This is a genomic window from Agromyces kandeliae (assembly GCF_009674665.1).
Taxonomy (GTDB): Bacteria; Actinomycetota; Actinomycetes; order Actinomycetales; family Microbacteriaceae; genus Agromyces; species Agromyces kandeliae.
Window position 1 is genome coordinate 384,211 of the sequence record NZ_WKJD01000016.1, and the last position, 21,686, is coordinate 405,896.

The window sequence follows — 21,686 nt, forward strand, 5'->3', positions numbered from 1 at the left end:
GCCCGGCTTCCACGGCGGGGACTCTCCTCCGTTTCGATTCCGCCATCAGCGATATCGGCCGCCCGACGGATGTCGGTGGCATCCGATTGGATGCAGACTTGACGACGCGACTCGGAATTCGACCCGAGCCCCGGCGACGCGGCATCCCGCGCTCGCACACCCCGTACGCACCTCGCGGAGAATCATGCTCGGACGACTCCTCATCCGCTACCTGAAGCCCTACCGGTGGCTCATCGCCGGCGTGCTGCTGTTCCAGTTCATGTCCGTGCTCGCGACGCTCTACCTGCCGAGCCTCAACGCCGACATCATCGACGAGGGCGTGTCCACGGGAGACACCGCCTACATCTGGTCGACCGGCACCTTCATGCTCGCGATCTCGCTCGGCCAGATCGTCGCAGCCATCATCGCCACGTACTTCGCGGCCAAGGCCGCCATGCGGGTCGGGCGCGACATCCGCAACGACGTCTTCGACAAGGTGAGCGCGTTCAGCGAGCGCGAGGTGTCGAAGTACGGTCCGGGCTCGCTCATCACGCGCAACACGAACGACGTGCAGCAGGTGCAGATGCTGGCGATGACGGGCGCGACCATGCTCGTGAGCGCGCCCCTCATGGCCGTCGGCGGCATCATCATGGCGCTGCAGCAGGACGTCGGGCTCAGCTGGCTCATCTGGGTCTCGGTGCTGACGATCCTCGTGGTCGCGGGCCTCGTCATCAGCCGCATGGTCCCGCTGTTCCGCAGCTACCAGAAGCGCCTCGACGCCGTGAACCGGATCCTGCGCGAGCAGCTGACGGGCATCCGGGTCGTGCGCGCGTTCGTCCGCGAGCCCATCGAGCAGCAGCGCTTCGAGGGGGCCAACCACGACATCATGGACGTCGGCCGCCGCGTCGGCACGCTGTTCATCACGCTGTTCCCGCTCTTCATGCTCGTGCTGAACCTCACCGTCATCGGCGTGATCTGGTTCGGGGCGGCCGAGGTCGACGCGGGCAGCGTGCAGGTCGGCACGCTCTTCGCGTTCATGCAGTACGTCGGCGTGATCCTCGGCGGGGTGCTCATGGCCGCCTTCACGACGATCATGATCCCGCGTGCCGCCGTCTCGGCCGAGCGCATCGGCGAGGTGCTCGCCACCGAGACCACGCTCCCCCGCCCCGAGCAGGCGATCGACGAGTTCCCGACGCCGGGCACGGTCGAGTTCCGCGACGTCGCGTTCGCCTACCCCGGCGCCGAGCACGCCGTGGTCGAGGGCGTCTCGTTCCGGGCCGAGCGCGGCGAGACCGTGGCGATCGTCGGATCCACCGGGGCGGGCAAGACCACGCTCGTCTCGCTCGTGCCCCGACTCTTCGACGTCACCGGCGGCGCAGTGCTCGTCAACGGGACCGACGTGCGCGAGGCCGACCTCGAGGCGCTCTGGAAGACGATCGGCCTCGTGCCGCAGCGCCCGTTCCTGTTCGCCGGGACCGTGGCCTCCAACCTGCGGTTCGGGCGCGAGGAGGCCACCGACGACGAGCTCTGGCACGCCCTCGAGATCGCCCAGGGCCGTGACTTCGTCGCCGCGATGGAGGGCGGGCTCGACGCCCGCATCTCGCAGGGCGGCACGAACGTCTCGGGCGGGCAGCGGCAGCGGCTCGCGATCGCGCGCGCGATCGTGCACCGCCCCGAGATCCTCGTGTTCGACGACTCGTTCTCGGCGCTCGACCTGACGACCGACGCGAGGCTCAGGCAGGCGCTCTGGCGCGAACTGCCGGAGGTCACGAAGGTCGTCGTCGCCCAGCGCGTGTCGACCATCACCGACGCCGACCGCATCGTCGTGCTCGAGGACGGCCGCGTGGTCGGGCTCGGCCGGCACGACGAACTCGTCGAGACGTGCCAGACCTACCGCGAGATCGTCGAATCCCAGCTCGGAGTGGAGACCCAGGCATGAGCCGCGACACCAGCACCCCCAAGCGCCGCGGCGGCCGGGGCCGCGCCGAGGCGGCGGCGCAGGCGGCGCAGCAGCCGACCCTCGAGCAGCTCGAGGAGCAGCAGCTCGCCGAGGAGGCGCGGATCAACTCGGGATCGTGGGACTCCGTCGCGCCGGGCAAGGCGCAGGACTTCGGCCGCAGCTTCCGTCGGATGCTCGGGCTCCTGGCTCCGTGGAAGTGGTCGTTCGCGTTCGTCTCGCTGCTCGGCGCCATCGGCGTCGTGCTCACGGTGATCGCGCCCAGGGTGCTCGGCGAGGCCACGAACGTCATCTTCGAGGGCTGGATCTCGCTGCAGCTGCCCGCGGGCGTCACCCAGCAGCAGGTCGTCGAGCAGCTGCGGGCGACCGGCCAGGACGACCTCGCCAACATCGTCGGCGCGGCCACCCTGACGCCCGGCGAGGGCATCGACTTCGTGCGGCTCAGCCAGCTCGTGATCATCGTGCTGCTGCTCTACGTGGTGGCGTCGATCCTGTCCTGGGTCCAGGGCTACGTGATCAACGTGATCATGGTCCGCGCGATGTACGGACTGCGCGAGCAGGTCGAGTCGAAGGTCCACCGCCTCCCGCTGAGCTACTTCGACCGCACGCAGCGCGGCGAGCTCATCTCGCGGGTGACCAACGACATCGACAACATCACCCAGACGATGCAGCAGTCGCTCTCGAGCGCGCTGACGAGCGTCCTCACCGTCATCGGCGTGCTCGTGATGATGTTCTCCATCTCATGGCAGCTCTCGCTCGTCGCGCTCGTCGCGCTGCCGCTCATGGCCGTCATCTTCGGCATCATCGGGCCGAAGTCGCAGGCCGCGTTCGGCATCCAGTGGCGCAAGGTCGGGCGCCTGAACGCGCGCGTCGAGGAGTCGTTCTCGGGCCACGCGCTCGTGAAGGTGTTCGGCCGCGAGCAGGACGCGAGCGAGAAGTTCCGCGCGGAGAACGAGGAGCTCTACGAGGCCGCCTTCAAGGCGCAGTTCCTCGCCGGCGTCATCATGCCGGGCATGATGTTCGTCGGGAACCTGACCTACGTCGGCATCGCGGTCCTCGGCGGGCTCATGGTCGCCGGCGGCCAGCTCCGCCTCGGCGACGTGCAGGCGTTCATCCAGTACTCGCAGCAGTTCACGCAGCCGCTCTCGCAGCTCGGGGGGATGGCCGCCGTCGTGCAGTCCGGAACCGCCTCGGCCGAGCGCGTGTTCGAGCTCCTCGACGCCGACGAGGAGGAGGCCGACGCCGCCGATGCGCCGGCAGCCGTCGACGGTCGCGGCGTCATCGAGTTCGACCACGTCTCGTTCTCGTACACGCCCGACCGACCGCTCATCCGCGACCTGTCCTTCCGCGTCGAACCCGGGCAGACCGTGGCGATCGTGGGCCCGACCGGAGCCGGCAAGACGACCCTCGTGAACCTCGTCATGCGGTTCTACGAGCTCGACGGCGGCCGCATCCTCATCGACGGCCAGGACATCTCCGAGCTCACCCGCCACGACGTCCGCGCCCGCACCGGGATGGTGCTGCAGGACCCCTGGCTGTTCGGGGGCACGATCCGCGAGAACATCCGGTACGGCCGACAGACGGCGAGCGACGGCGAGATCGCGGCCGCGGCGCGGGCGACCTACGTCGACCGGTTCGTGCACTCGCTGCCCGACGGGTACGACACCGTGCTCGACGAGGACGCGTCGAACGTGTCGGCCGGTGAGAAGCAGCTCATCACCATCGCTCGCGCGTTCGTGGCGCAGCCGAGCGTGCTCATCCTCGACGAGGCGACGAGCTCGGTCGACACCCGGACCGAGCTGCTCCTGCAGCACGCCATGGCGGCGCTGCGCGAGGGCCGCACGTCGTTCGTCATCGCGCACCGGCTCTCGACGATCCGCGACGCCGACCTCATCCTCGTGATGGAGCACGGCGACATCGTCGAGCAGGGCACGCACGACGAGCTCATCGCGGCCGAGGGCGCCTACTACCGCCTGTACAACTCGCAGTTCGAGCAGGCGGCGTACGACGTCGACGCGGAGCTCGCGATGGAGGCCGAGGCGGCGGTGGGCACCCCCGGCGAGTCGGTGCTCGGGTTCGACGACGGCGCCGAGGAGGCCTCAGCGGACGCCCCCGTGAACTGAGCGACGCACCCGGGGTAGCCTCGTAGGGCCGTGACGATCCCCACCCCGCTCCCCATCGCCCCGACGTGGCGCCTGTGGCTGGTGTGGGGCGTCGGCGTCGCCGCGTACATCGTCTCGGTCACGAACCGCTCGTCGCTGTCCGCCGTGGGCGTCGACGCGGCAGTGCGCTTCGACGCCGACGCCTCGACGCTGTCGATGTTCGCCGTCATCCAGCTGGCGGTCTACGGCGGCATGCAGATCCCCGTCGGCCTGCTGCTCGACCGGTTCGGCGCCCGGCCGATGATCACGCTCGGCATGGCGCTCATGGCCGTCGGCCAGCTCGTGCTCGCCTTCGCACCCGACGTCGGCTGGGCGATCTTCGCGCGGATGCTGCTCGGAGCGGGCGACGCGGCGGTCTTCCCGAGCGTGCTGCGCGTGATCGCCGTGTGGTTCCCCGAACGGCAGGCGCCGCTCATGGTCCAGCTCACCGGCCTCATCGGCCAGTCCGGGCAGATCCTCGCCGTGCTCCCGCTCGCAGCCCTGCTGCACGCGACGAGCTGGTCGATCGCGTTCGGCTCGCTGGCCGGGCTCGGCGCCCTGTTCACGGTGCTCACGTTCGCCGTCATCCGGAATCGTCCGCCGGGGCGGGTGGAGGACGTCTCGGTCGACACGGTCACCGGCGCCATCCACGTCGTCCGGTCCTCCGCCGACCTGCGCACGGGCTTCCGCCAGTCGTGGGCGCACCCGGGCACGCGACTGGCGTTCTGGTCGCACTTCACGACGCCCTTCTCGGGCACCGCGTTCGTGCTGCTCTGGGGCTTCCCGTTCCTCACGGTCGGCGAGGGGCTGTCGACGGCGACGGCGTCGCTGCTCTTCACGGTCTACGTCGTGTTCGGCATCCTGGTCGGGCCGGTCATCGGCGCGCTCTCGTCGCGACATCCGACCCGACGATCGCGCCTGCTCGTGCTGCCGGTGATCGGCATCCAGGCACTGGCCTGGCTGGTCGTCATCCTCTGGCCCGGACCGGCACCGCTCTGGCTGCTGTTCGTGCTCGCCTTCGCGATGAGCACCGGCGGCCCGGGGTCGATGATCGGCTTCGACCACGCGCGCACGTTCAACCCGAGCCATCGGCTGAGCACCGCGACCGGCATCACCAACGTCGGCGGCTTCCTCGCCGCCCTGCTCGCGATCCTGCTCATCGGCATCGCGATGGACGCGCAGGGCGCAGGCACGCCCGACACCTACACGCTCGAGGCGTTCCGCATCGCCTTCCTCACGCAGGTGCCGCTGTGGCTGCTCGGGTCGCTCTTCATCGTCATCGAGCGGCACCGCACGCGCGTGCACATCGGCCTCGACGAACCGCGGTCGCGACGTCGCGACCGCGGCACCGACCACCTGCCCTGAGCCGGCGGCGCGCGACCGGCGAGCGGCCGGCGATCGGCGGATGGCGCGCCCCGTCCGGGGGCCACGCCCCGTGTGGCACCTCGACGGCGCGGACTCGCGGCAATATCGTTCAGGCATGGACAGCGCGCTGGCCGCGATCGCCGCATGGATGCCCGACCAGCGTTGGTTCGGCGGGAAGGGCCACGCCCCGGCCCTCCGGCTGGTCGGCGCGTGGGAGCTCCCCGTCGACGAGCCCGGCGTCCGCGCGATGACGATGCTCGTCATGGACGACGCCCCCGACCCGCCCGTGCTCTACCAGGTCCCCGTGGTCGAGCGCGCGACGCCCGGACCCGCCGACGACGCACACCTCATCGGCGTGCTCGACGACGGCACGCGCCTGTACGACGGCCCGCACGACCCCGCCTTCTCCGATGCGCTCCTCGAGCTGATCCGGGGCGGCGGGCGGGCGGTCGCCCACGGGGCGACGGCGATGGGGCACCCGGTCGCGCGACCGTCCGACGGTCGAGGTCCCGAGGCGGATGCCGCGTCGCCGGCGCGCCGGGTCCCGGCGAGCGTGCTCGGCGGCGAGCAGTCGAACACGTCGATCGTCTTCCGGCCCGAGGGCGCCCCACCGGTGATCTGCAAGGTGTTCCGGCAGCTGCACCACGGCGACAACCCCGACGTCACCCTGCAGACCGCACTCGGCGTCGCCGGGTCTCCGCACATCCCGCCCGTCGTCGGCGACGTGCTCGGCGAGTGGGACGACGTCGGCCGCGCCGACGGTCGCGCGCGCGGACACCTGGCCTTCGCGCAGGAGTTCCTCCCCGGCGTGGAGGACGCGTGGCGCGTGGCCCTCCTCGCGGCGGCATCCGCTCGGGACTTCTCCGAGGAGGCGCACGCGCTCGGCGCGGCCGTGTCCGAGGTGCACGCGTCGCTCGGTGCGAGCTTCGGGCGGGAACCCGCGTCGCCCGACCTCATCGCCGCCGTCGCGGCGGCGTGGCGCCGGCGGCTCGCGATCGCGGTCGCGGAGGTCCCGGCGCTCGAGCCGCACGAGGCGGCGATCGCCGCGGTCTACGCGCGTGCCGAGGCCGGCGCGTGGCCCGACCTGCAGCGCGTGCACGGGGACCTCCACCTCGGCCAGGTGATCCTCGCGCCCGACCGGGGCTGGTTCCTGCTCGACTTCGAGGGCGAGCCGATGCGGCCGATGTCCGAGCGGCGACGGTCCGACCTGCCCGTGCGCGACGTGGCGGGCATGCTCCGCTCGTTCGACTACGTCGCCGGGGCCACCGAGCTCGTGCAACCGGAGCGGGCGGACGACGCACGCGCGTGGGCGGCATCCGCTCGGCAGGCCTTCATCGACGGCTACGTCGGGGCATCCGGCATGGACCTCAGCGCCTACCGGGACCTGCTCGCGGCGTTCGAGCTCGACAAGGCCGTGTACGAGGCGATCTACGAGACCCGCAACCGCCCGGACTGGGCGCCGATCCCGCTGCGCGCGATCACGCACCTGCTCGAGTCCGGCCCGCTGCAGGCGTCGGCCGACGCGACGGATGCCGCGGCACCGCCGGCGGGCGATCCGATCGGGTGACGCGGTGCCGCCCGTGCGGCGGGCTCAGCGGATGCCGCGGGCCCAGAGCAGCAGCGGCGTGCGGTCGGCGTACTCGCGGTACTCCTCGCCGAACCGGTCGAGGAGCCGATGCTGCTCGAGGTGCGCCTTGACGACGAGGACGACCGCGAGGAGCACCCACACGACGACGAGTTCGATGCGCGCTCGCCAGATCACCCAGCCGGCGGCCGCGATGAGCAGCCCGACGTAGATCGGGTTCCGGGTCAGCCGGAAGACCCCGCCGGTCTTCAGCGTCGCACCCTCGCGCGGCGCGACCCAGGGCACGAGGTCGCGGCCGAGCGCGGCCACGCCGGCGCCCGAGAGCACGAGCCCGGTGATCATGAGCAGCACGGCGAGCACGGTCGCCTGCTGCCCGGCCCAGAGCGGATCGCCGGGGAGCAGCAGGAGCGCGAGCAGCACGAACTGCGCGACGACGAGCCAGTTCGCGCGATCCCTCACCCGTCCATCCTCTCGCGTCGCGGGTCAGGCGCGTGCGAGGATCGCGGCGACGTCGACGCCGGGCGGCAGCGCGCCGTACATCGATCCGCCGTCGCCCTCGAGCCGCGACCGCACGAACGCGTCGGCCACCGGGCCGGGCGAGTGCCGCAGCAGCAGCGACGCCTGCAGCACGAGCGCGAGTCGCTCGGTGAGCTCCCGCGCGCGGAATGCCGCGGCCGAGGCATCCGCCCCGCTCAGCTCGCCCACCACTGCGCGGACCTCGGCGAGGGCCAGGTCGAACGCGGGGTGCTCGCCGGCCGCCTCTCCGACGACGTCGAAGTAGGCCATGAACGCCTCGGGCTCGCGCGCGAGCACGCGCAGCACGTCGAGCGCGATGACATTGCCCGAGCCCTCCCAGATCGCCAGCAGCGGTTGCTCGCGGTAGCGCCGGGCGAGCGGGAAGGACTCGGTGTACCCGTTGCCGCCGAGGCACTCGAGCGCCTCCGCGGCGTGGTCGGGCCCGCGCTTGCAGATCCAGAACTTGGCGACCGCGGTGGCGAGGCGTCGGAACGCCTGCTCGGACTCGCTCGCGTCGACGTCGTACGCGCGGGCCAGCCGCAGGGAGGTGAGCGTCGCCGCCTCGGACTCGAGCGCGAGGTCGGCCACGACCGCCGCCATCGCGGGCTGGTCGACGAGCAGCGCGCCGAACGCACGACGGTGCCGCGCGTGCCAGGCGGCTTCGGCCACAGACTGCCTCATGCCCGCGGCGGTGCCGATGACGCAGTCGAGGCGCGTGCGGGTCACCATCTGCACGATGGTCGCCACCCCGCGACCCTCCTCGCCCACGAGCCAGCCGGTCGTGTCGTCGAGCTCGATCTCGCTCGACGCGTTCGACCGGTTGCCGAGCTTGTCCTTGAGCCGCTGGATGCGGAAGACGTTGCGCGATCCGTCGGGGAGCACGCGGGGGACGAAGAAGCACGACAGTCCGGCCGGCGCCTGCGCGAGCACGAGGAACGCGTCGCTCATGGGCGCGCTGCAGAACCACTTGTGCCCGGTCAGGCCGTACTCGGCACCCCATTCGGGGCGGATGCCTCCTCCGGGGCGCGGCACGGCCCGCGTCGTGTTCGCCCGGACGTCGGAGCCGCCCTGCTTCTCGGTCATCGCCATGCCGACGAGCGCGGAGGGCTCGGCCGCCGCAACGGAGCCGGCACCTCGGCCGTCGAGCCCCGGCTCGTACGCACGGCTCAGCAGCCGCGGCATCCACTCGGCCCGCAGTCCGTCGGCGGCGTGCTCGAGCGTCGCGACCGCGGCGTGCGTCATCGACACCGGGCAGGCGTGGCCGGGTTCGACCTGGGCGAGGAGGAGGAACGCCGCGGCGCGGTCGGCGTTCGCCCCGGGGCGCGGGTCGGCCCACGCCGACGTGTGGGCCCCCGCGGCGAGCGCGGCCCGCATGATGCGGTGGTACGACTCGTCGTACTCGACCTCGTCGATGCGCGCGCCCCACCGGTCGTGCGTCACGAGCCGGGGCGGGTTCGTGTTCGCGAGCTCGGCGTCGCGCTGGAAGGCCGCCCCGCCGACCAGCCGGCCCAGCTCGTGCAGCGCGGAGGGCGCGGCATCCGCCTCGACGCCCGCTCCCCCGGGGAACGCGGCCGTCCCCCAGCGCGCGACCGCCTCGACGAGGGGGACGTTCGCGGCGAACTCGTCGACGCCCTCACGGGGCGGAGCCTGGTTCAGGACCTCGTGCGTGATCATCATCGACCTCCGCCGTCCATTCTGCTGTGCCGCGTGGGAAGCGCCGCTAGGGTGTGGCCAGACGAGTTCCCGAGGGGGTCCGGTGAGCATCGATACGAAGCCGCAGTCGCCGCAGTCGCCGGCACCGGAGGAGTCCGGCACCGCCTGGTGGTCGCTCCAGCCCGACGAGGCGGTCGCCGAGGCGAGGAGCGACGGCTCGCGCGGACTGGCGGCGCCGGACGCGGCCGCCCGCCTCGCCGACGTCGGACCGAACGCGCTCGTGAGCGCGCCGCCGCCCAGCACGTGGCGCATCGCCCTCGGCCAGGTCGGCCAGCTCATGACGCTCATGCTGATCGCCGTCGCGGTCGTGTCGCTCCTCATCGGCCAGGTGTCGACCGCGATCATCGTGGCGATCCTCGTGCTCTACAACGTGATCAGCGGGACCCGGCAGGAGCTCAAGGCCCGCCGCAGCGTCGACGCGCTCGCGAAGCTGCAGACCCCGCAGGCGCGCGTGCTGCGCGACGGCTCGATCGCGCTGGTGGCGGCGACCGATCTCGTGCCCGGCGACATCGTCGACCTGGAGGCCGGCGATCTCGTGCCCGCCGACGGGCGCATCCTGCGTGCGGCGAACCTCGAGACGCAGGAGGCGGCGCTCACCGGCGAGTCGCTGCCGATCCCGAAGAGCCCGACCGCGAACGACCCCGGCACGGCGCTCGCCGACCGCACCTCGATGGTGTTCCAGAACACCTCCGTGACCCGCGGCACCGCCCGCATCGTCGTCGCCGAGACGGGCATGCGCACGCAGATGGGCCGCATCGCGTCGATGCTCACCGAGGTGGGCTCGGGCAAGTCGCCCCTGCAGCGCGAGCTCGACGGGCTGACGAAGGTGCTCGGGATCATCGCCTGGGGCGCGGTCCTCGTCATCATCGCGATCGGCGCGTTCCGCGGGCAGAGCGTGACCGAGCTGCTCTTCCTCGGCACGGCGGTCGCGATCTCCGCGATCCCGACGGGCCTGCCGGTGTTCGTGCAGGGGCTGCTCTCGTGGGGCGCGTCGAAGCTCGCCGAGCAGCGCGCGATCGTCGCCTCCCTCAACGACGTCGAGACGCTCGGCGCGACGAGCGCGATCTGCTCCGACAAGACCGGCACGCTCACGATGAACGAGATGATGGTCCGCACCGCCTGGATGGGCGGCGACCACTTCCGGGTCACCGGCGAGGGCTACTCCTTCGACGGGCGGATGCTCGGCGCCACCGACGAGCCCGTCGAGGCCGCCACGCTCGGACTCGCCATCAGCCTGCCGAACGACGCGACCGTGTCGGCCGACGGCACGGTGGTCGGCGACCCGACCGAGGCGGCGATGATCGTGCTCGGCGCGAAGCTCGGCATCGATGCGGATGCCGCGCGGCGCGACTTCCCGCGCCTGGCCGAGGTGCCGTTCGACTCGGACTACAAGTTCATGGCGACGCTGCAGCGGATGCCCGTGCGCGGCGAGACCCGCCTGGTCCTGCTCGTCAAGGGGGCGCCCGACGTCGTGCTCGGCCGCTGCACGACCATGCTCACGAGGGAGCGCGACCTGGCGCCCGTCGATGCCGCGGGCGCGACCGCCGAGCTCGAGGAGATGTCGGCCACGGGGCTGCGCACGCTGGCCGTCGCCGCGCGGTTCGTCGACGACGCCGACGAGGGACGCGTGGCGGCCGATCCGATGTCGTGGGTGGAGGAGCTCGCCCTCATCGGCCTGGTGGGCATCGTCGACCCGCTGCGCGCCGAGGCGAAGACGGCCGTCGAGGTCGCGGCGAGCGCCGGCATCGAGGTGCGGATGATCACGGGCGACCACGCGGTCACCGCGGGCGCGATCGGCGCCGAGCTCGGGCTCGGCGCGGGTGCGGTGAGCGGCGCCGACCTGAAGGCGATGAGCGACGAGGAGCTCACCCGGCGACTGCCGGACCTGCACGTCTTCGGACGCGTGACGCCCGACGACAAGCTCCGCCTGGTGCGCCTGCTGCAGGCGCAGGGCGAGATCGTGGCGATGACGGGTGACGCCGTGAACGACGCCGCGGCGATCAAGCAGGCCGACGTCGGCGTCGCGATGGGCTCCGGATCGGAGGTGACCAAGCAGGCGGCGAAGCTCGTGCTGACCGACGACAACTTCGCCACGCTCGTGCACGCGGTCGAGCTGGGTCGGATCGTGTACGCCAAGATCACGGCCTACCTGCGCTTCCAGATGACGCAGCTGATCAGCCTGATCCTGTTGTTCCTCGCGGCCAGCGCGTTCCAGATCGCGGACGGCGTGGCGCTCTTCCCGCAGCAGGTGCTGTTCCTGAACTTCTTCGTCACGCTGTTCGCGGTGCTCGGCATCGCGGCCGACGCGGCGCCGCCGGCGACGATGACGCAGCCGCCGCGGAACCCGAAGCTCGGCATCGTGAACCCGCACTCGGTCGCCGAGTGGCTCGGCTACGGAGCCGTGATCTTCCTCATCACGCTCGTGCCGCTCGTGTGGGGTCCGGACGAGCCGAGCGCCGACGCACCGAGCGCGTCGATGACCATGGCCTACGTCGTGGTCGGCCTGGCGACCGTGGTCAGCGCCCTGCTCATGCGCCGCTCGCCGGAGTCGGGCCTCGTGCCCCCGATCGCGGCCATCGCGAAGTTCCTGGTGTGGCCGGTCGTCATCATCGTGCTCTCGACCGAGCTCGGCTTCCTGCAGCAGTTGCTCGGCACCGTCTCGCTCACCGGCTGGCAGTGGCTCGAGTGCCTCGTGCTGCTCCTGTTCCTCATCGTCGCGGTCGAGGGCGACAAGTGGATCCGGCGGCTCCGCGCGACGGAGCGCGCGCGGATGGCGCACCAGGCGCAGGCGCAGGCGCCCACTCGGGCGACCGCGTCGTAGCGGCTACCCCTCGAGGAGGCCGCGCAGGTCGTCGGCGTCGAACCCCGCGCCGGAGACGCCGCCGTCGCCGTCGCCGTCGATGACGGATGCCACGAGCTCGCCCTTCCTGGCCTTGAGGTCCATGACCTTCTGCTCGATCGTGCCCGCCGCGACGAGGCGGTAGACCATGACCTGCTTGTCCTGCCCGATCCGGTGGGCGCGGTCGACCGCCTGCTCCTCGCTCGCGGGGTTCCACCACGGGTCCATGAGGAAGACGTAATCGGCCTCGGTCAGGTTCAGCCCGAACCCGCCCGCCTTCAGGCTGATGCAGAAGACGGATGCCTCGCCCGCGCGGAAGCGCGCGACCTCCGCGTCGCGGCGGCGCGCGGGCGTCGACCCGTCGAGGTGCGCGTAGGGCACGCCCGCCGCGTCGAGCCGGGCGGCGACCCGGTCGAGGAACGACGTGAACTGGCTGAACACGAGCGCCCGATGCCCCTCGGCGAGCACGTCGTCGAGCTGCTCGAACAGGGCGTCGAGCTTCGCCGACGGGATGCCGGCGTGGCGTTCGGCGTCGACGAGGCTCGCGTCGAGCGCGAGGAGCCGGAGCAGCGTGAGCGACCGGTAGACGATGAACCGCTGCCGGTCGAGGTCGTCGCCGAGTCCGAGCAGCTTCTGGCGCTCGCGCTGCAGCACGACGTCGTAGAGCCGGCGGTGCTCCGGAGCGAGGTCGACCTCGAGCACCTGCTCCTGCTTCGCGGGCAGCTCGGGGGCGACGGCCTCCTTGGTGCGGCGCAGCACGAGCGGGCGGATGCGGCGCCGCAGCCGGTCGAGGCGCTCGCGGTTGCCGTCCTCCTCGATCGGCCGGCGGTAGCGCTCGTCGAACGCGCGCCGCGAGGGGAAGAGGCCCGGCGCCACGATCCGCAGCACCGCCCACAGCTCGCCGAGGTGGTTCTCGAGGGGCGTGCCGGTCACCGCGATCCGGAACGGCGCACGGATGCCGCGGGCGGCCTCGTGCACGCGCGTCGCGGCGTTCTTCACGAACTGCGCCTCGTCGAGGACGAGCCCTCCCCACTCGACGTCGGCGAACTCCTCGGCATCGAGCCGGAGCACGGCGTACGTCGTGACGACCAGGTCGGCGCCCGCCGCGATCTCGGCGAGCGTGCGGCGGCGCTTCGCGGTAGTGGCGGTGACGGATGCCACGCGCAGGCCGGGCGTGAACCGGGCGGCCTCGCGGACCCAGTTGGAGGCCACCGAGGTGGGCGCGACCACGAGGAAGGGACGCGCGGCGCCGGGGTCGGTGCCGGGGGCCGCAGTCGCCGCGGCATCCGTCGCCCCCTGCTCGAGCGCATGCTGCACGAGTGCGAGGCACTGCACGGTCTTGCCGAGGCCCATGTCGTCGGCGAGCACGCCGCCGAGCCGGTTCGCGTGGAGGAACGCGAGCCACCGGAACCCGTCGAGCTGGTAGGGCCGGAGCGGCAGCGCGAGACCGGACGGGGGCGGGAGCTCGGGCACCGCACCGTGCTCGAGCCCCGCGACCGTGGCCCGCCAGGCGAGCGCCGGCTCCGCGACGTCCGCGAGGTCTTCGAAGTCTGCCCAGAGGCTCGTGCGGCTGCGGTGGATGCGCACGCCCGTCTCCCACTCGTCGAGCGTGCCCGCCTCCGCGATGAGGTCGCGGAGCTCGTCGAAGACGGGCAGGTCGAGCGACAGGGTGGACTTGTCGACGAGCAGCAGCCGCGTGCGGCCCGTGGCGAGCGCACGGAACAGCGGCATGAACGGCACCTTCCGGCCGCCGACCGTCACCACGACGCCGAGGTCGAACCAGTCGCGCTTCCGGCTCTCGACGAGCGAGACCGCGAGCTCGGGCCGCTCGGTCGCCTCGCGGTAGTCGGGGCGCTCACCGCGGACGTCGATGCGGAACGGGCTCGGGCTCCGTTCGGCGAGCGACGCGAGTCGCGGCATCCGCTCGATCGAGAACTGGGCCGTGTCGATGCCGCGAAGCAGGACCGCCTCGAACGGCACCCAGCCGAGCTCGTCGGCGATGCGCGCCACGAGGTCGTCGTCGAACTCGGGGTCGGGCTCGGCCGACGGGTCGACCTCGCTCGTCCGACCGTCGGCGTGCTCCCACCGCCACGCGAGGCGCAGCACGTCGTCGGGCTCGTAGCGGGCGTCGAGCACGAGCGTCGCCGGCGGCTCCGGCGGGAGCTCGAACGTCGCGTCACGGCTCGTGACGGCGACCGCGCGGGCGAGCGGGTGCACGTGCGCCGTGAGGAACTCGGGCACCTCGGCCGCGGGGACGCGGATCGTCTCGGGTGCGGTGAGGAGCGCGAGCTCGGCGGGGCCGAGCCCGGACGGGACCGCCGCGAGCTCGATCCGGCCCGCGTCGAGGTCGAAGCGGTAGAGGCCGTGTCCGGCGATCGGGCGGATGCCGCCTCCGCTCGTGCCATCGGCGCCGCCGAGGGATCGCGCCTCGCCGTCGAGCACGAGCGTCGGCTCGAGCACGAGGTCGCCGTCGGCGCGACTCGCGTCGAGCGCGAGCGCCCCGACGCCGCGCACCACGACCTCGGGCGTCGCCTCGGATCCGACGAGCGCGATGCCGAGCCGAGTCGCCTCGGCCAGCAGGGCCCACAGCATCGGGCTCTCGAACTCGTCGACGGTGATCCACTCCGACCCGTAGACGTGGACCGACGGGGTCGTGCCCTTGAGCAGCGCGAACTGCGCGAACCAGCGCGACTGCGTGGGATCGACGCCCGCGGCGGATGCCTGGTAGGCGATGTTCTGCCAGGTGAGGCCGCCCTTCACCCACGCGCCGCGGGCGCCCTGCACGACCGGCCGGACGGCGAGTCGGTCGACCCCGGAGGCCCGCCGGGCGGGCTCGTCGCGCGGGCCGCGCCACTCGCCGCTGCGTCGCTCGACGCGACGCCGCAACTCGAACTGGAGCCCGAGCGGTCGGAGGCCGCCCGTGCCGCCGGTGCCCGCGGCATCCGTCGTCGCGTCCTCGGCTGCCGCGGCGACACCGCCCTCCGCGTCGAGGCCCGCGAGCGCAGCGCGCCAGTCGGGCGTACGGTCGGCGGGCATGTCGTCCATGCTCGCACGCGCGTCCGACAGCTCGGCTAGCGTGGCGGGATGCAGGTGACCCGGCTCCGCGTGTACCCGGTCAAGTCGTTCGCGGGCCGGGACGTGACGTCGGCGGTGGTGCGGCCGTGGGGGCTCGAGAGCGACCGACGGTGGGGCGTCGTCGAGCCGGACGGCACGCCGGTCACCGCGCGCGAGAGGAATGCGCTGCTCGGACTCACGGCCGAGCCGCTCGCCGACGGCGGGCTCCTGCTCGCCGCGCCCGGCGATGCGGAACCGCTGCGCGTCGATCCACCGTACGGCGCCGCACCGATCCCCGTCGGGCACTCCCGGCAGCGCGAGGCGCTGCCGGCGGGCGACGAGGCCGATGCCTGGCTGACCGAGCGCATGCGGATGCCGCTCCGGCTCGTCTGGCAGCCCGACCCGTCGCAGCGCGCCGTGAACCCCGCGCACGGCGGCCGGCCCGGCGATGGGCTGACGCTCGCCGACGCGGGACCCCTGCTCCTCGCGAGCGAGGCCTCGCTCGCCCAGCTGAACGCCTGGACGCCCGACGACGTGCCGCCGCTCGACGTCGTGAGGTTCCGTCCCAACGTCGTCGTCGACGGCGACGCGCCGTTCGCGGAGGACGCGTGGACGCAGGTGCGCATCGGCGGCGTCCGCTTCCACTTCGGCGAGGTCTGCGACCGCTGCGTCATGACGACGATCGACCCCGAGACCCTCGCCCGCGGGAAGGAGCCGATCCGCACGCTCGCGAGGCACCGGAAGTGGGACGGCGCGACGTGGTTCGGCATCCGGCTCGTCCCGGAGCTCGACCGCGACGCCCACGGCGGATCGGCCCGCATGCCGCGGCTCGCGATCGGCGACGACGTCGAGGTCGCGGTCGGATGACCGGCCGCGCCCGGCTGCGTCAGTGCGGTCGGGCCGGCGTGTCGCCCGTGAGCGCCGCCCGGTTGGCCGCGTAGTCGCGGCGGCCGATGAACCGCCAGGCCAGCCTCGCCGGCGCGGGCATGTGCTCGTGGAGCCACTCGTCTCCGCCGTCGGGCTGCGCGGCGAGGATCGCCCCGAGCTGCTGCCAGGTCTTGCCCTTCGGCGTGGCCCTGCGGCCGTGGACGCCCGCGGCGTCCACCTCCTTCTGCGTCAGCACGGTCTCCATGACCGGCACGATGTTCGCCTCCTCGTCGGGAAGGTGGACGGCGAGCGCGCCGTTCACGCCGTCGAGCGCGGCGAGCACGGCCGCGGCATCCGTCGCGCGCCCGCTCGCACGCCACGCCGGCAGGGCGGCGTCGAGCTCGCGGAGGTGCACGAGCATCTCGGCGTGCTGCTCCTTCATCCGCTCGACGTGGCCCGCGCAGGCGGGCGCACGTTCGTCGAGTGCGTCCCACAGGTGCTCGTCCTCGAACTCGTGGTGCGCGTGGAGGCTTCCCGAGATGAGCGCGAGGTGGTCGCCGACGACGTCGGCATGCGCGCCATCCGCCTCGGCCACGCGCCGGACGAGCTCGGGTCCCTCGGCGAACTCGGCGCGGAACATGCGATGGATCTCGATCATCCCGCGGGCGTCGCACGACCTCGCGGCGGTGGCGCCGGGCTCCGGCGGGTCGCCGCTCGGCGGCAGTGCGGTCGCGGCCATGTGATCCCCCGATCGTCGGCGACGGATGCTGCTGCGCGCGACGCTACGACCCGCCGCGCCGGAGGGCAAGCCCCTATGCGCCGCGCGTCTTGGTCTTGTCGACATGGCGTCGGTAAACTTCTCCCCATGCCCGCCCCCATTCTCCGCCACCGGACACTGCCTCCCGCCGTCGTGGACGCGCAGGGAGCTCGGAGCGCATGAGCGCCGCGATCCCCGCGACCCCGGCCGACGCTCCGCCGCGCCGTGCCGGGTGGGGCCTCTGGGTCGTCCGCATCGTCGCCATCGCCGCCCTCCTCGTCGTCGGCTGGGCCGGCCTGACCGCCTGGGGCGCCATCGTCCACGGCCACCCGGCCTACGGCGTCCTGCTCGTCGCGACCGCGATCGGCGCGGTGACCGCGCTCGCCCTGACGATCCGACGGACGGCTCGGTCGGGCCGGTCGAGCCGGCCGACCCGATCGGTCGTGTGGCGGCGGGTGGGCCGCGTCGCGCTCGTCGCGCTCGCGGTGGCCTGGATCGGCGTGATCGGCTGGCTCCGCCCGTATCCGGCGGTCGAGCCGGCGCTCACGGCGATGGTGTCCGACGAGCTCGTCGACGTCACCGAGACGCCGACCGGGATCACGCTGGCGCCGACCGCCGGCGGCGACGGCACCGGCGTCTTCTTCCAGCCGGGGGCGCTCGTGGACGCCCGCGCCTACGCCGCGGTGCTGCGCCCCCTCGCGGAGGCCGGGCACACCGTGGTCATCGCGAAGCAGCCGCTCGGCATCGCGTTCCTGGCTGTTCCGGCGTTCGACGAGGCCCGGTCGGCGCATCCCGCGATCGAGCGGTGGGTGCTCGGCGGGCACTCCCTCGGCGGCACCGTCGCCGCGATGCAGGCCGACGACGCGGACGACGACGTCGACGCACCCGCAGCAGGGCTGCTGCTCTTCGCCTCCTATCCGGCCGGCGACGTCTCGGAGAGCCTGACCGTCCCGGTGGAGTCGATCTCCGGCTCGCGAGACGGACTGGCCACGCCGTCGAAGATCGAGGCCTCCCGCACGGACCTGCCCACCGGGACCGGGTTCACCGAGATCGCCGGCGCCTCGCATGCGCAGTTCGGCGACTACGGGCCGCAGGCCGGCGACGGCACCCCCGAGCTGACCGACGACGAGGCCCGAGCCCTGATCTCGGAGGCGAGCCTCGCCTTCGTCTCGGGGACCGCCGACTGAGGCGATCGGCGCAGCGCTCGGCGCCCGGAATGGCGAATCCTCACCATGCTTCCGCGCCGTCGTGGTGGCACCGTGGCCGTGCGACCCGAAGGTGAGGAGCACATCATGGACACCGACAGCACGGACGTCGTCCGCCGATTCCTCGAGGCGTGGAGCAGCCAGGACCTCGACACCGCGGCCGGCCTCGTGACCGAGGACTTCGTCAACAACTCGTCGACGAGTCAGGGACGCCAAGGCGTCATCGAGGAGGGGCGTTTCTGGTTCGGGGCATTCCCCGACGCACGGGTCTCGATCGAGGACCTCATCGCCGACGGCGACAAGGTCGTCGCTCGCACCCACGCGACCGCGACGCACCTGGGCGAGTTCCTCGGTTCCGCGCCGACCGGGCGGACCATCGAGCTCGACGAGATCGACATCTTCCGCGTCGAGGGCGGCTCGATCGCCGAATCCTGGTCGGTCCCCGACCTGTTCGGCCTCATGAACCAGATCGGCGCGTTCGAGCACGCGGGCGTGGACTGACCCTCCACCGGTCAGCCGGACCGGAGCAGGTGCGCATGCACCGCGGCCTCGGTCCGGCTGCGCACGCCCAGCTTGGCCAGCACGTTGCTCACGTGATGGCCGGCCGTGACCGGGCTGATGTAGAGCCGCTCGGCGATCTCGGCATTGCTCAGCCCCTCGGCCACGAGGAGGAGCACCTCCCGCTCGCGCTTGGTCAGCGTGCCGACCCGCTTCGGCCCGACGCGCCCGCGCCCGCCGAGCGATCGGGAGAGCGCATCCGCCTCGTCCGCCTCGGCGACGAGACCCGCGCGGTCGAGCACTGCCGCGGCCGCCCGGGCTTCGGCGGCCGAGGATCCCGTGTCCCCTGACGCGGACAGCGCCTCCGCGAGCAGGACCCGTGCCCGGGCCGCGTCCAGCGGCATGCCGAGGCGGTCGTACCGTTCGGCGGCGGACCGGAACCCCTTCCCCGCGGCCTCGGCGTCCCCGCGGGCGAGACGCAGGCGCGCCGCCGCGACGTCGGCGAGCGCACGGTGCGCGTCGTCGCCGGAGGCCGCGGACAGCCGTGAGATCCGCTGCACCGACGTCTCCGCGCCGGCGAGGTCGTGCCGGTCGACCTGGATCGGCACGAGCATGGCGAGGACGGGGATCGCGGCCATCGAGTCCGGTCCGATCTTCGCGAGGCGGCGGTGCAGCACCGACGAGGCCGCGCCGGTCTCGCCCCGGGCGAGGTGGATGCCGGCGACGGCCCGCACCGCCTCCGGCCGGGCCTCGATGCCCGTGACCAGCCGCTCCGCCTCCTCGAGTCGCCCCTGCGCGACCCGCAACTCGGCGAGCCGCGCGGCGGGCTCGACGCAACGCGAGGCGTGCCCGCCGGCCGCCAGCCGGTCGATCGTCCAGGTCAGCCAGCGCTCCGCGCCCGCGGTGTCGCCGCGCGCCGCCAGGATTCCCGCGCAGCACGACCCGCAGAAGCCGAGCAGCGTCGGATGGGGTCGCAGGTCGAGGAATCGCTCCGCGACGCCGCCCCACTGCTCCAAGCGACGTCCGTCGAGGGTCTCCTCGCACGCGGCGACCATGTCGCAGCACGTCTCGGCGAACACCTCCGGCTGCTCCGCCTCGCCCGCGGACGCCGCCGCCATCGCCTCGTCGAGCCGGGCGATGCCGGCGTCCGAGCGCCCGGACCGGACGAGGCCGAGTCCCGACCTCCCGAGCGCCCGGATCTCGAGCGCCGCGTCGGCCGTGTCGCGGGCGACGGCGAGCGCCGCGTCGGCGAGCGCCGCGATCCGGACGGGGTCGGTCTCGAGCGTGCTGCGGGCGAGCGCGAACCATCCCCGCGCCGTCGGGTCGCCGCCGGCGGCGAGTCGCTCGGCGCGGCCGAGCCATCCCCGGGCGATGGCCTCACGACCGGGCGTCGACGCGTGCTCGATCGCGAGCCAGGTCGCGATGCGGGCGGCATCGGCATCCCTCCCCGCCCGGCGGTGGGCCGTGTAGGCGCGGGTGCGGAGCGCGATCGCCTCGGCGGTCTCGCCGATCCACCACATGGTCCGGCCGAGGCCGTCGAGCGCCTCCGCGCTCGGCCGAACGGCGACCACCTCGGTGAACGCGATCCGCGCGTCGCCCCAGCGCGCCTCCGCCAGCGCCGACGCGGCGTCGTCCATGCGCCGGTCGACCTCGTCGCCGTCCACGGCTGCCGGCCTCCTCACCTCGGACCGGCGGCATCGCGTCCTCCGGGCTCCGAGAGCGGGTCGGCCACTCGGTCGTCGGTCGAGGATGCCGCTGCTGCGGACGCTACGACGTCCCGCGTCGCTCGGCAAGGTCGGGCGACCCTCGGCGCGGTCGGGCGGCCGGCATCGCGGCTCCGGTCAGCGCGCGACGATCCCGTCGGCGTGCGCCGCGACCCACTCGACGAGCGGGAGCATCCGGTCCATCAGCTCGCGACCGAGGTCGGTGAGCGAGTACTCGACGCGGGGCGGCACCTCGGGGTAGCTGGTGCGTGCGACGAGCTCGTCGGCCTCGAGCGTTCGAAGCGTCGAGGCGAGCATCTTCTCGCTGATGCCCTCGACCTCGCGGCGCAGTTCTCCCCAGCGGAGCGTGCCATCGGTGAGGGCGAGCAGCACGAGCACGCCCCACTTGCTCATGATGTGGTCGAGCACGACACGGGTCGGGCAACCCTCCATGAAGACCTCGCCGGAGGTCTCCCGGATCTGCGCAAGACTTACCACCATGTGGGTACCTTACTTGAAAGTGGGTACCACCGGAAGGGAAGGTATGCGGCATTCGGTCGGTTGGCCTCGGTGAACCGACGCCGTCGGAACCGATCGAACGGAGTTCCCCATGACCATCCTCGTCACCGCCGCCTCCGGCCACCTCGGCCGCCTCGTCGTCGAGGCGCTGCTCGAGCGCGGCGCCGCCCCCGCCGACGTGATCGCCGCATCGCGCGACACGTCGAGGATCGCGGACCTCGCCGCCCGAGGCATCCGCACCGTCGAGCTCGACTACGCCCGCCCCGAGACCATCGCGCCCGCGCTCGAGGGCGTCGACGCGCTGCTGCTCGTCTCGGGCACCGCCTTCGGCGAGCGCGTCGACCAGCACCGCAACGTCATCGAGGCCGCGAAGGCGGCCGGCGTCGCCAAGCTCGCCTACACGAGCGGGCCGAACGCCGACACGAGCGACCTCGTGCTCATTCCCGAGCACCGCGGCACCGAGGAGGTCATCGCCGAGGTCGGCGTCCCGGCCGTGATCCTGCGCAACAACTGGTACACCGAGAACTATGCGCAGGATGTCGCGGTCGCCGCCTCCACCGGCGTGATCGCCGCCGCGACCGGCACCGGTCGGGTCGCATCGGCACCGCGGCGCGACTACGCCGAGGCCGCGGCGGTCGTCCTCCTCGAGGAGGGGCACGTCGGCGAGGTGTACGAGCTCGGCGGTGACGAGCCCTGGACGTTCGCGGAGCTCGCGGCCGCGGCGTCAGCCGTGCTCGACCGCGAGGTCGCGTTCGTCGACCAGGCGCCGGAGGAGCGCATCGCCTCGCTCATCGCGGTGGGCCTCGACGAGGGCACGGCAGGCTTCGTCGCGGCGATCGACGAGGGCATCGCGCGCGGCGACCTCGCCGAGTCGGACGGGACGCTCTCGCGACTCATCGGACGACCCACGACGCCGCTCGTCGACGCCCTCCGCGACGTCGTCGAGACGCAGCGCGCCGCCTGAGCGCATTCGGCGATCGACGGCGAG

At 73.1% G+C, this 21,686-nt stretch carries 15 protein-coding genes; 9 read left to right on the plus strand and 6 right to left on the minus strand.

Annotated elements, in window-relative coordinates; translation table 11 throughout:
• Positions 1-184 precede the first annotated feature (184 nt).
• From GJR97_RS12040 to GJR97_RS12055, 4 genes are all read left to right on the plus strand, one after another.
• Positions 185-1,918 carry an ABC transporter ATP-binding protein gene (locus GJR97_RS12040; protein WP_154346704.1) on the plus strand — a complete coding sequence of 578 codons (1,734 nt, stop codon included), beginning with the start codon at positions 185-187 and terminating at the stop codon, positions 1,916-1,918.
• Positions 1,915-4,059 (plus strand): ABC transporter ATP-binding protein, encoded by a 2,145-nt coding sequence (locus GJR97_RS12045; protein WP_154346706.1) that lies wholly within the window; start codon positions 1,915-1,917, stop codon positions 4,057-4,059. The genes GJR97_RS12040 and GJR97_RS12045 overlap by 4 nt, the downstream gene beginning before the upstream one ends.
• 30 nt (positions 4,060-4,089) lie before the next feature.
• On the plus strand, positions 4,090-5,442 hold the full coding sequence (locus GJR97_RS12050) for an MFS transporter (protein ID WP_324613444.1): 1,353 nt from the start codon (positions 4,090-4,092) through the stop codon (positions 5,440-5,442).
• Positions 5,443-5,557: 115 nt separating this feature from the next.
• Entirely contained in the window at positions 5,558-7,009 is a 1,452-nt protein-coding gene (locus tag GJR97_RS12055; protein ID WP_195760688.1) for a maltokinase N-terminal cap-like domain-containing protein, read from the plus strand.
• A gap of 24 nt (positions 7,010-7,033) precedes the next feature.
• Here the strand turns inward: GJR97_RS12055 and GJR97_RS12060 are convergent, their stop codons facing one another.
• Positions 7,034-7,486, minus strand: a complete 453-nt coding sequence (locus GJR97_RS12060) for a methyltransferase family protein (protein ID WP_154346708.1) — start codon at positions 7,484-7,486, stop codon at positions 7,034-7,036.
• Between the two features lie 24 nt (positions 7,487-7,510).
• Positions 7,511-9,220: an acyl-CoA dehydrogenase family protein gene (locus tag GJR97_RS12065; protein WP_324613445.1), complete on the minus strand. Its 1,710-nt coding sequence runs from the start codon at positions 9,218-9,220 to the stop codon at positions 7,511-7,513.
• 79 nt (positions 9,221-9,299) lie between these two features.
• On the opposite strand from GJR97_RS12065, the gene GJR97_RS12070 reads away from it, so the two are divergent.
• Complete coding sequence (locus GJR97_RS12070; RefSeq protein WP_154346710.1) at positions 9,300-12,077, plus strand: cation-translocating P-type ATPase; 2,778 nt, start codon at positions 9,300-9,302, stop codon at positions 12,075-12,077.
• Positions 12,078-12,080: 3 nt separating this feature from the next.
• Here the strand turns inward: GJR97_RS12070 and GJR97_RS12075 are convergent, their stop codons facing one another.
• Positions 12,081-15,131, minus strand: coding sequence for a DEAD/DEAH box helicase (locus tag GJR97_RS12075; RefSeq protein ID WP_154346712.1), 3,051 nt, complete (start codon positions 15,129-15,131; stop codon positions 12,081-12,083).
• A 48-nt stretch (positions 15,132-15,179) separates the two neighbouring features.
• Here GJR97_RS12075 and GJR97_RS12080 point away from each other — a divergent pair, with 48 nt between their 5' ends.
• Positions 15,180-16,016 carry an MOSC domain-containing protein gene (locus GJR97_RS12080; protein ID WP_154346714.1) on the plus strand — a complete coding sequence of 279 codons (837 nt, stop codon included), beginning with the start codon at positions 15,180-15,182 and terminating at the stop codon, positions 16,014-16,016.
• Between the two features lie 19 nt (positions 16,017-16,035).
• Here the strand turns inward: GJR97_RS12080 and GJR97_RS12085 are convergent, their stop codons facing one another.
• Positions 16,036-16,755, minus strand: a complete 720-nt coding sequence (locus tag GJR97_RS12085) for a hemerythrin domain-containing protein (protein WP_154346716.1) — start codon at positions 16,753-16,755, stop codon at positions 16,036-16,038.
• A gap of 197 nt (positions 16,756-16,952) precedes the next feature.
• Between GJR97_RS12085 and GJR97_RS12090 the strand changes: the two genes are divergently transcribed.
• Together GJR97_RS12090 and GJR97_RS12095 are read left to right on the plus strand one after the other, a co-directional pair.
• Complete coding sequence (locus GJR97_RS12090) at positions 16,953-17,960, plus strand: alpha/beta hydrolase (RefSeq protein WP_154346718.1); 1,008 nt, start codon at positions 16,953-16,955, stop codon at positions 17,958-17,960.
• Positions 17,961-18,065: 105 nt separating this feature from the next.
• Complete coding sequence (locus GJR97_RS12095) at positions 18,066-18,479, plus strand: ester cyclase (RefSeq protein WP_195760689.1); 414 nt, start codon at positions 18,066-18,068, stop codon at positions 18,477-18,479.
• An 11-nt stretch (positions 18,480-18,490) separates the two neighbouring features.
• Here the strand turns inward: GJR97_RS12095 and GJR97_RS18810 are convergent, their stop codons facing one another.
• Both GJR97_RS18810 and GJR97_RS12105 read right to left on the minus strand, forming a co-directional pair.
• Positions 18,491-20,140 carry a LuxR C-terminal-related transcriptional regulator gene (locus tag GJR97_RS18810; RefSeq protein ID WP_324613446.1) on the minus strand — a complete coding sequence of 550 codons (1,650 nt, stop codon included), beginning with the start codon at positions 20,138-20,140 and terminating at the stop codon, positions 18,491-18,493.
• Positions 20,141-20,317: 177 nt separating this feature from the next.
• A complete protein-coding gene (locus GJR97_RS12105) occupies positions 20,318-20,680 on the minus strand; it encodes a winged helix-turn-helix transcriptional regulator (protein ID WP_154346722.1) in 363 nt (120 codons plus the stop codon).
• Positions 20,681-20,789: 109 nt separating this feature from the next.
• Here GJR97_RS12105 and GJR97_RS12110 point away from each other — a divergent pair, with 109 nt between their 5' ends.
• The gene (locus GJR97_RS12110) at positions 20,790-21,662 is read left to right on the plus strand and encodes an SDR family oxidoreductase (protein WP_154346724.1); all 873 of its coding nucleotides are present in this window, start codon (positions 20,790-20,792) and stop codon (positions 21,660-21,662) included.
• The last annotated feature ends 24 nt before the right edge of the window (positions 21,663-21,686 follow it).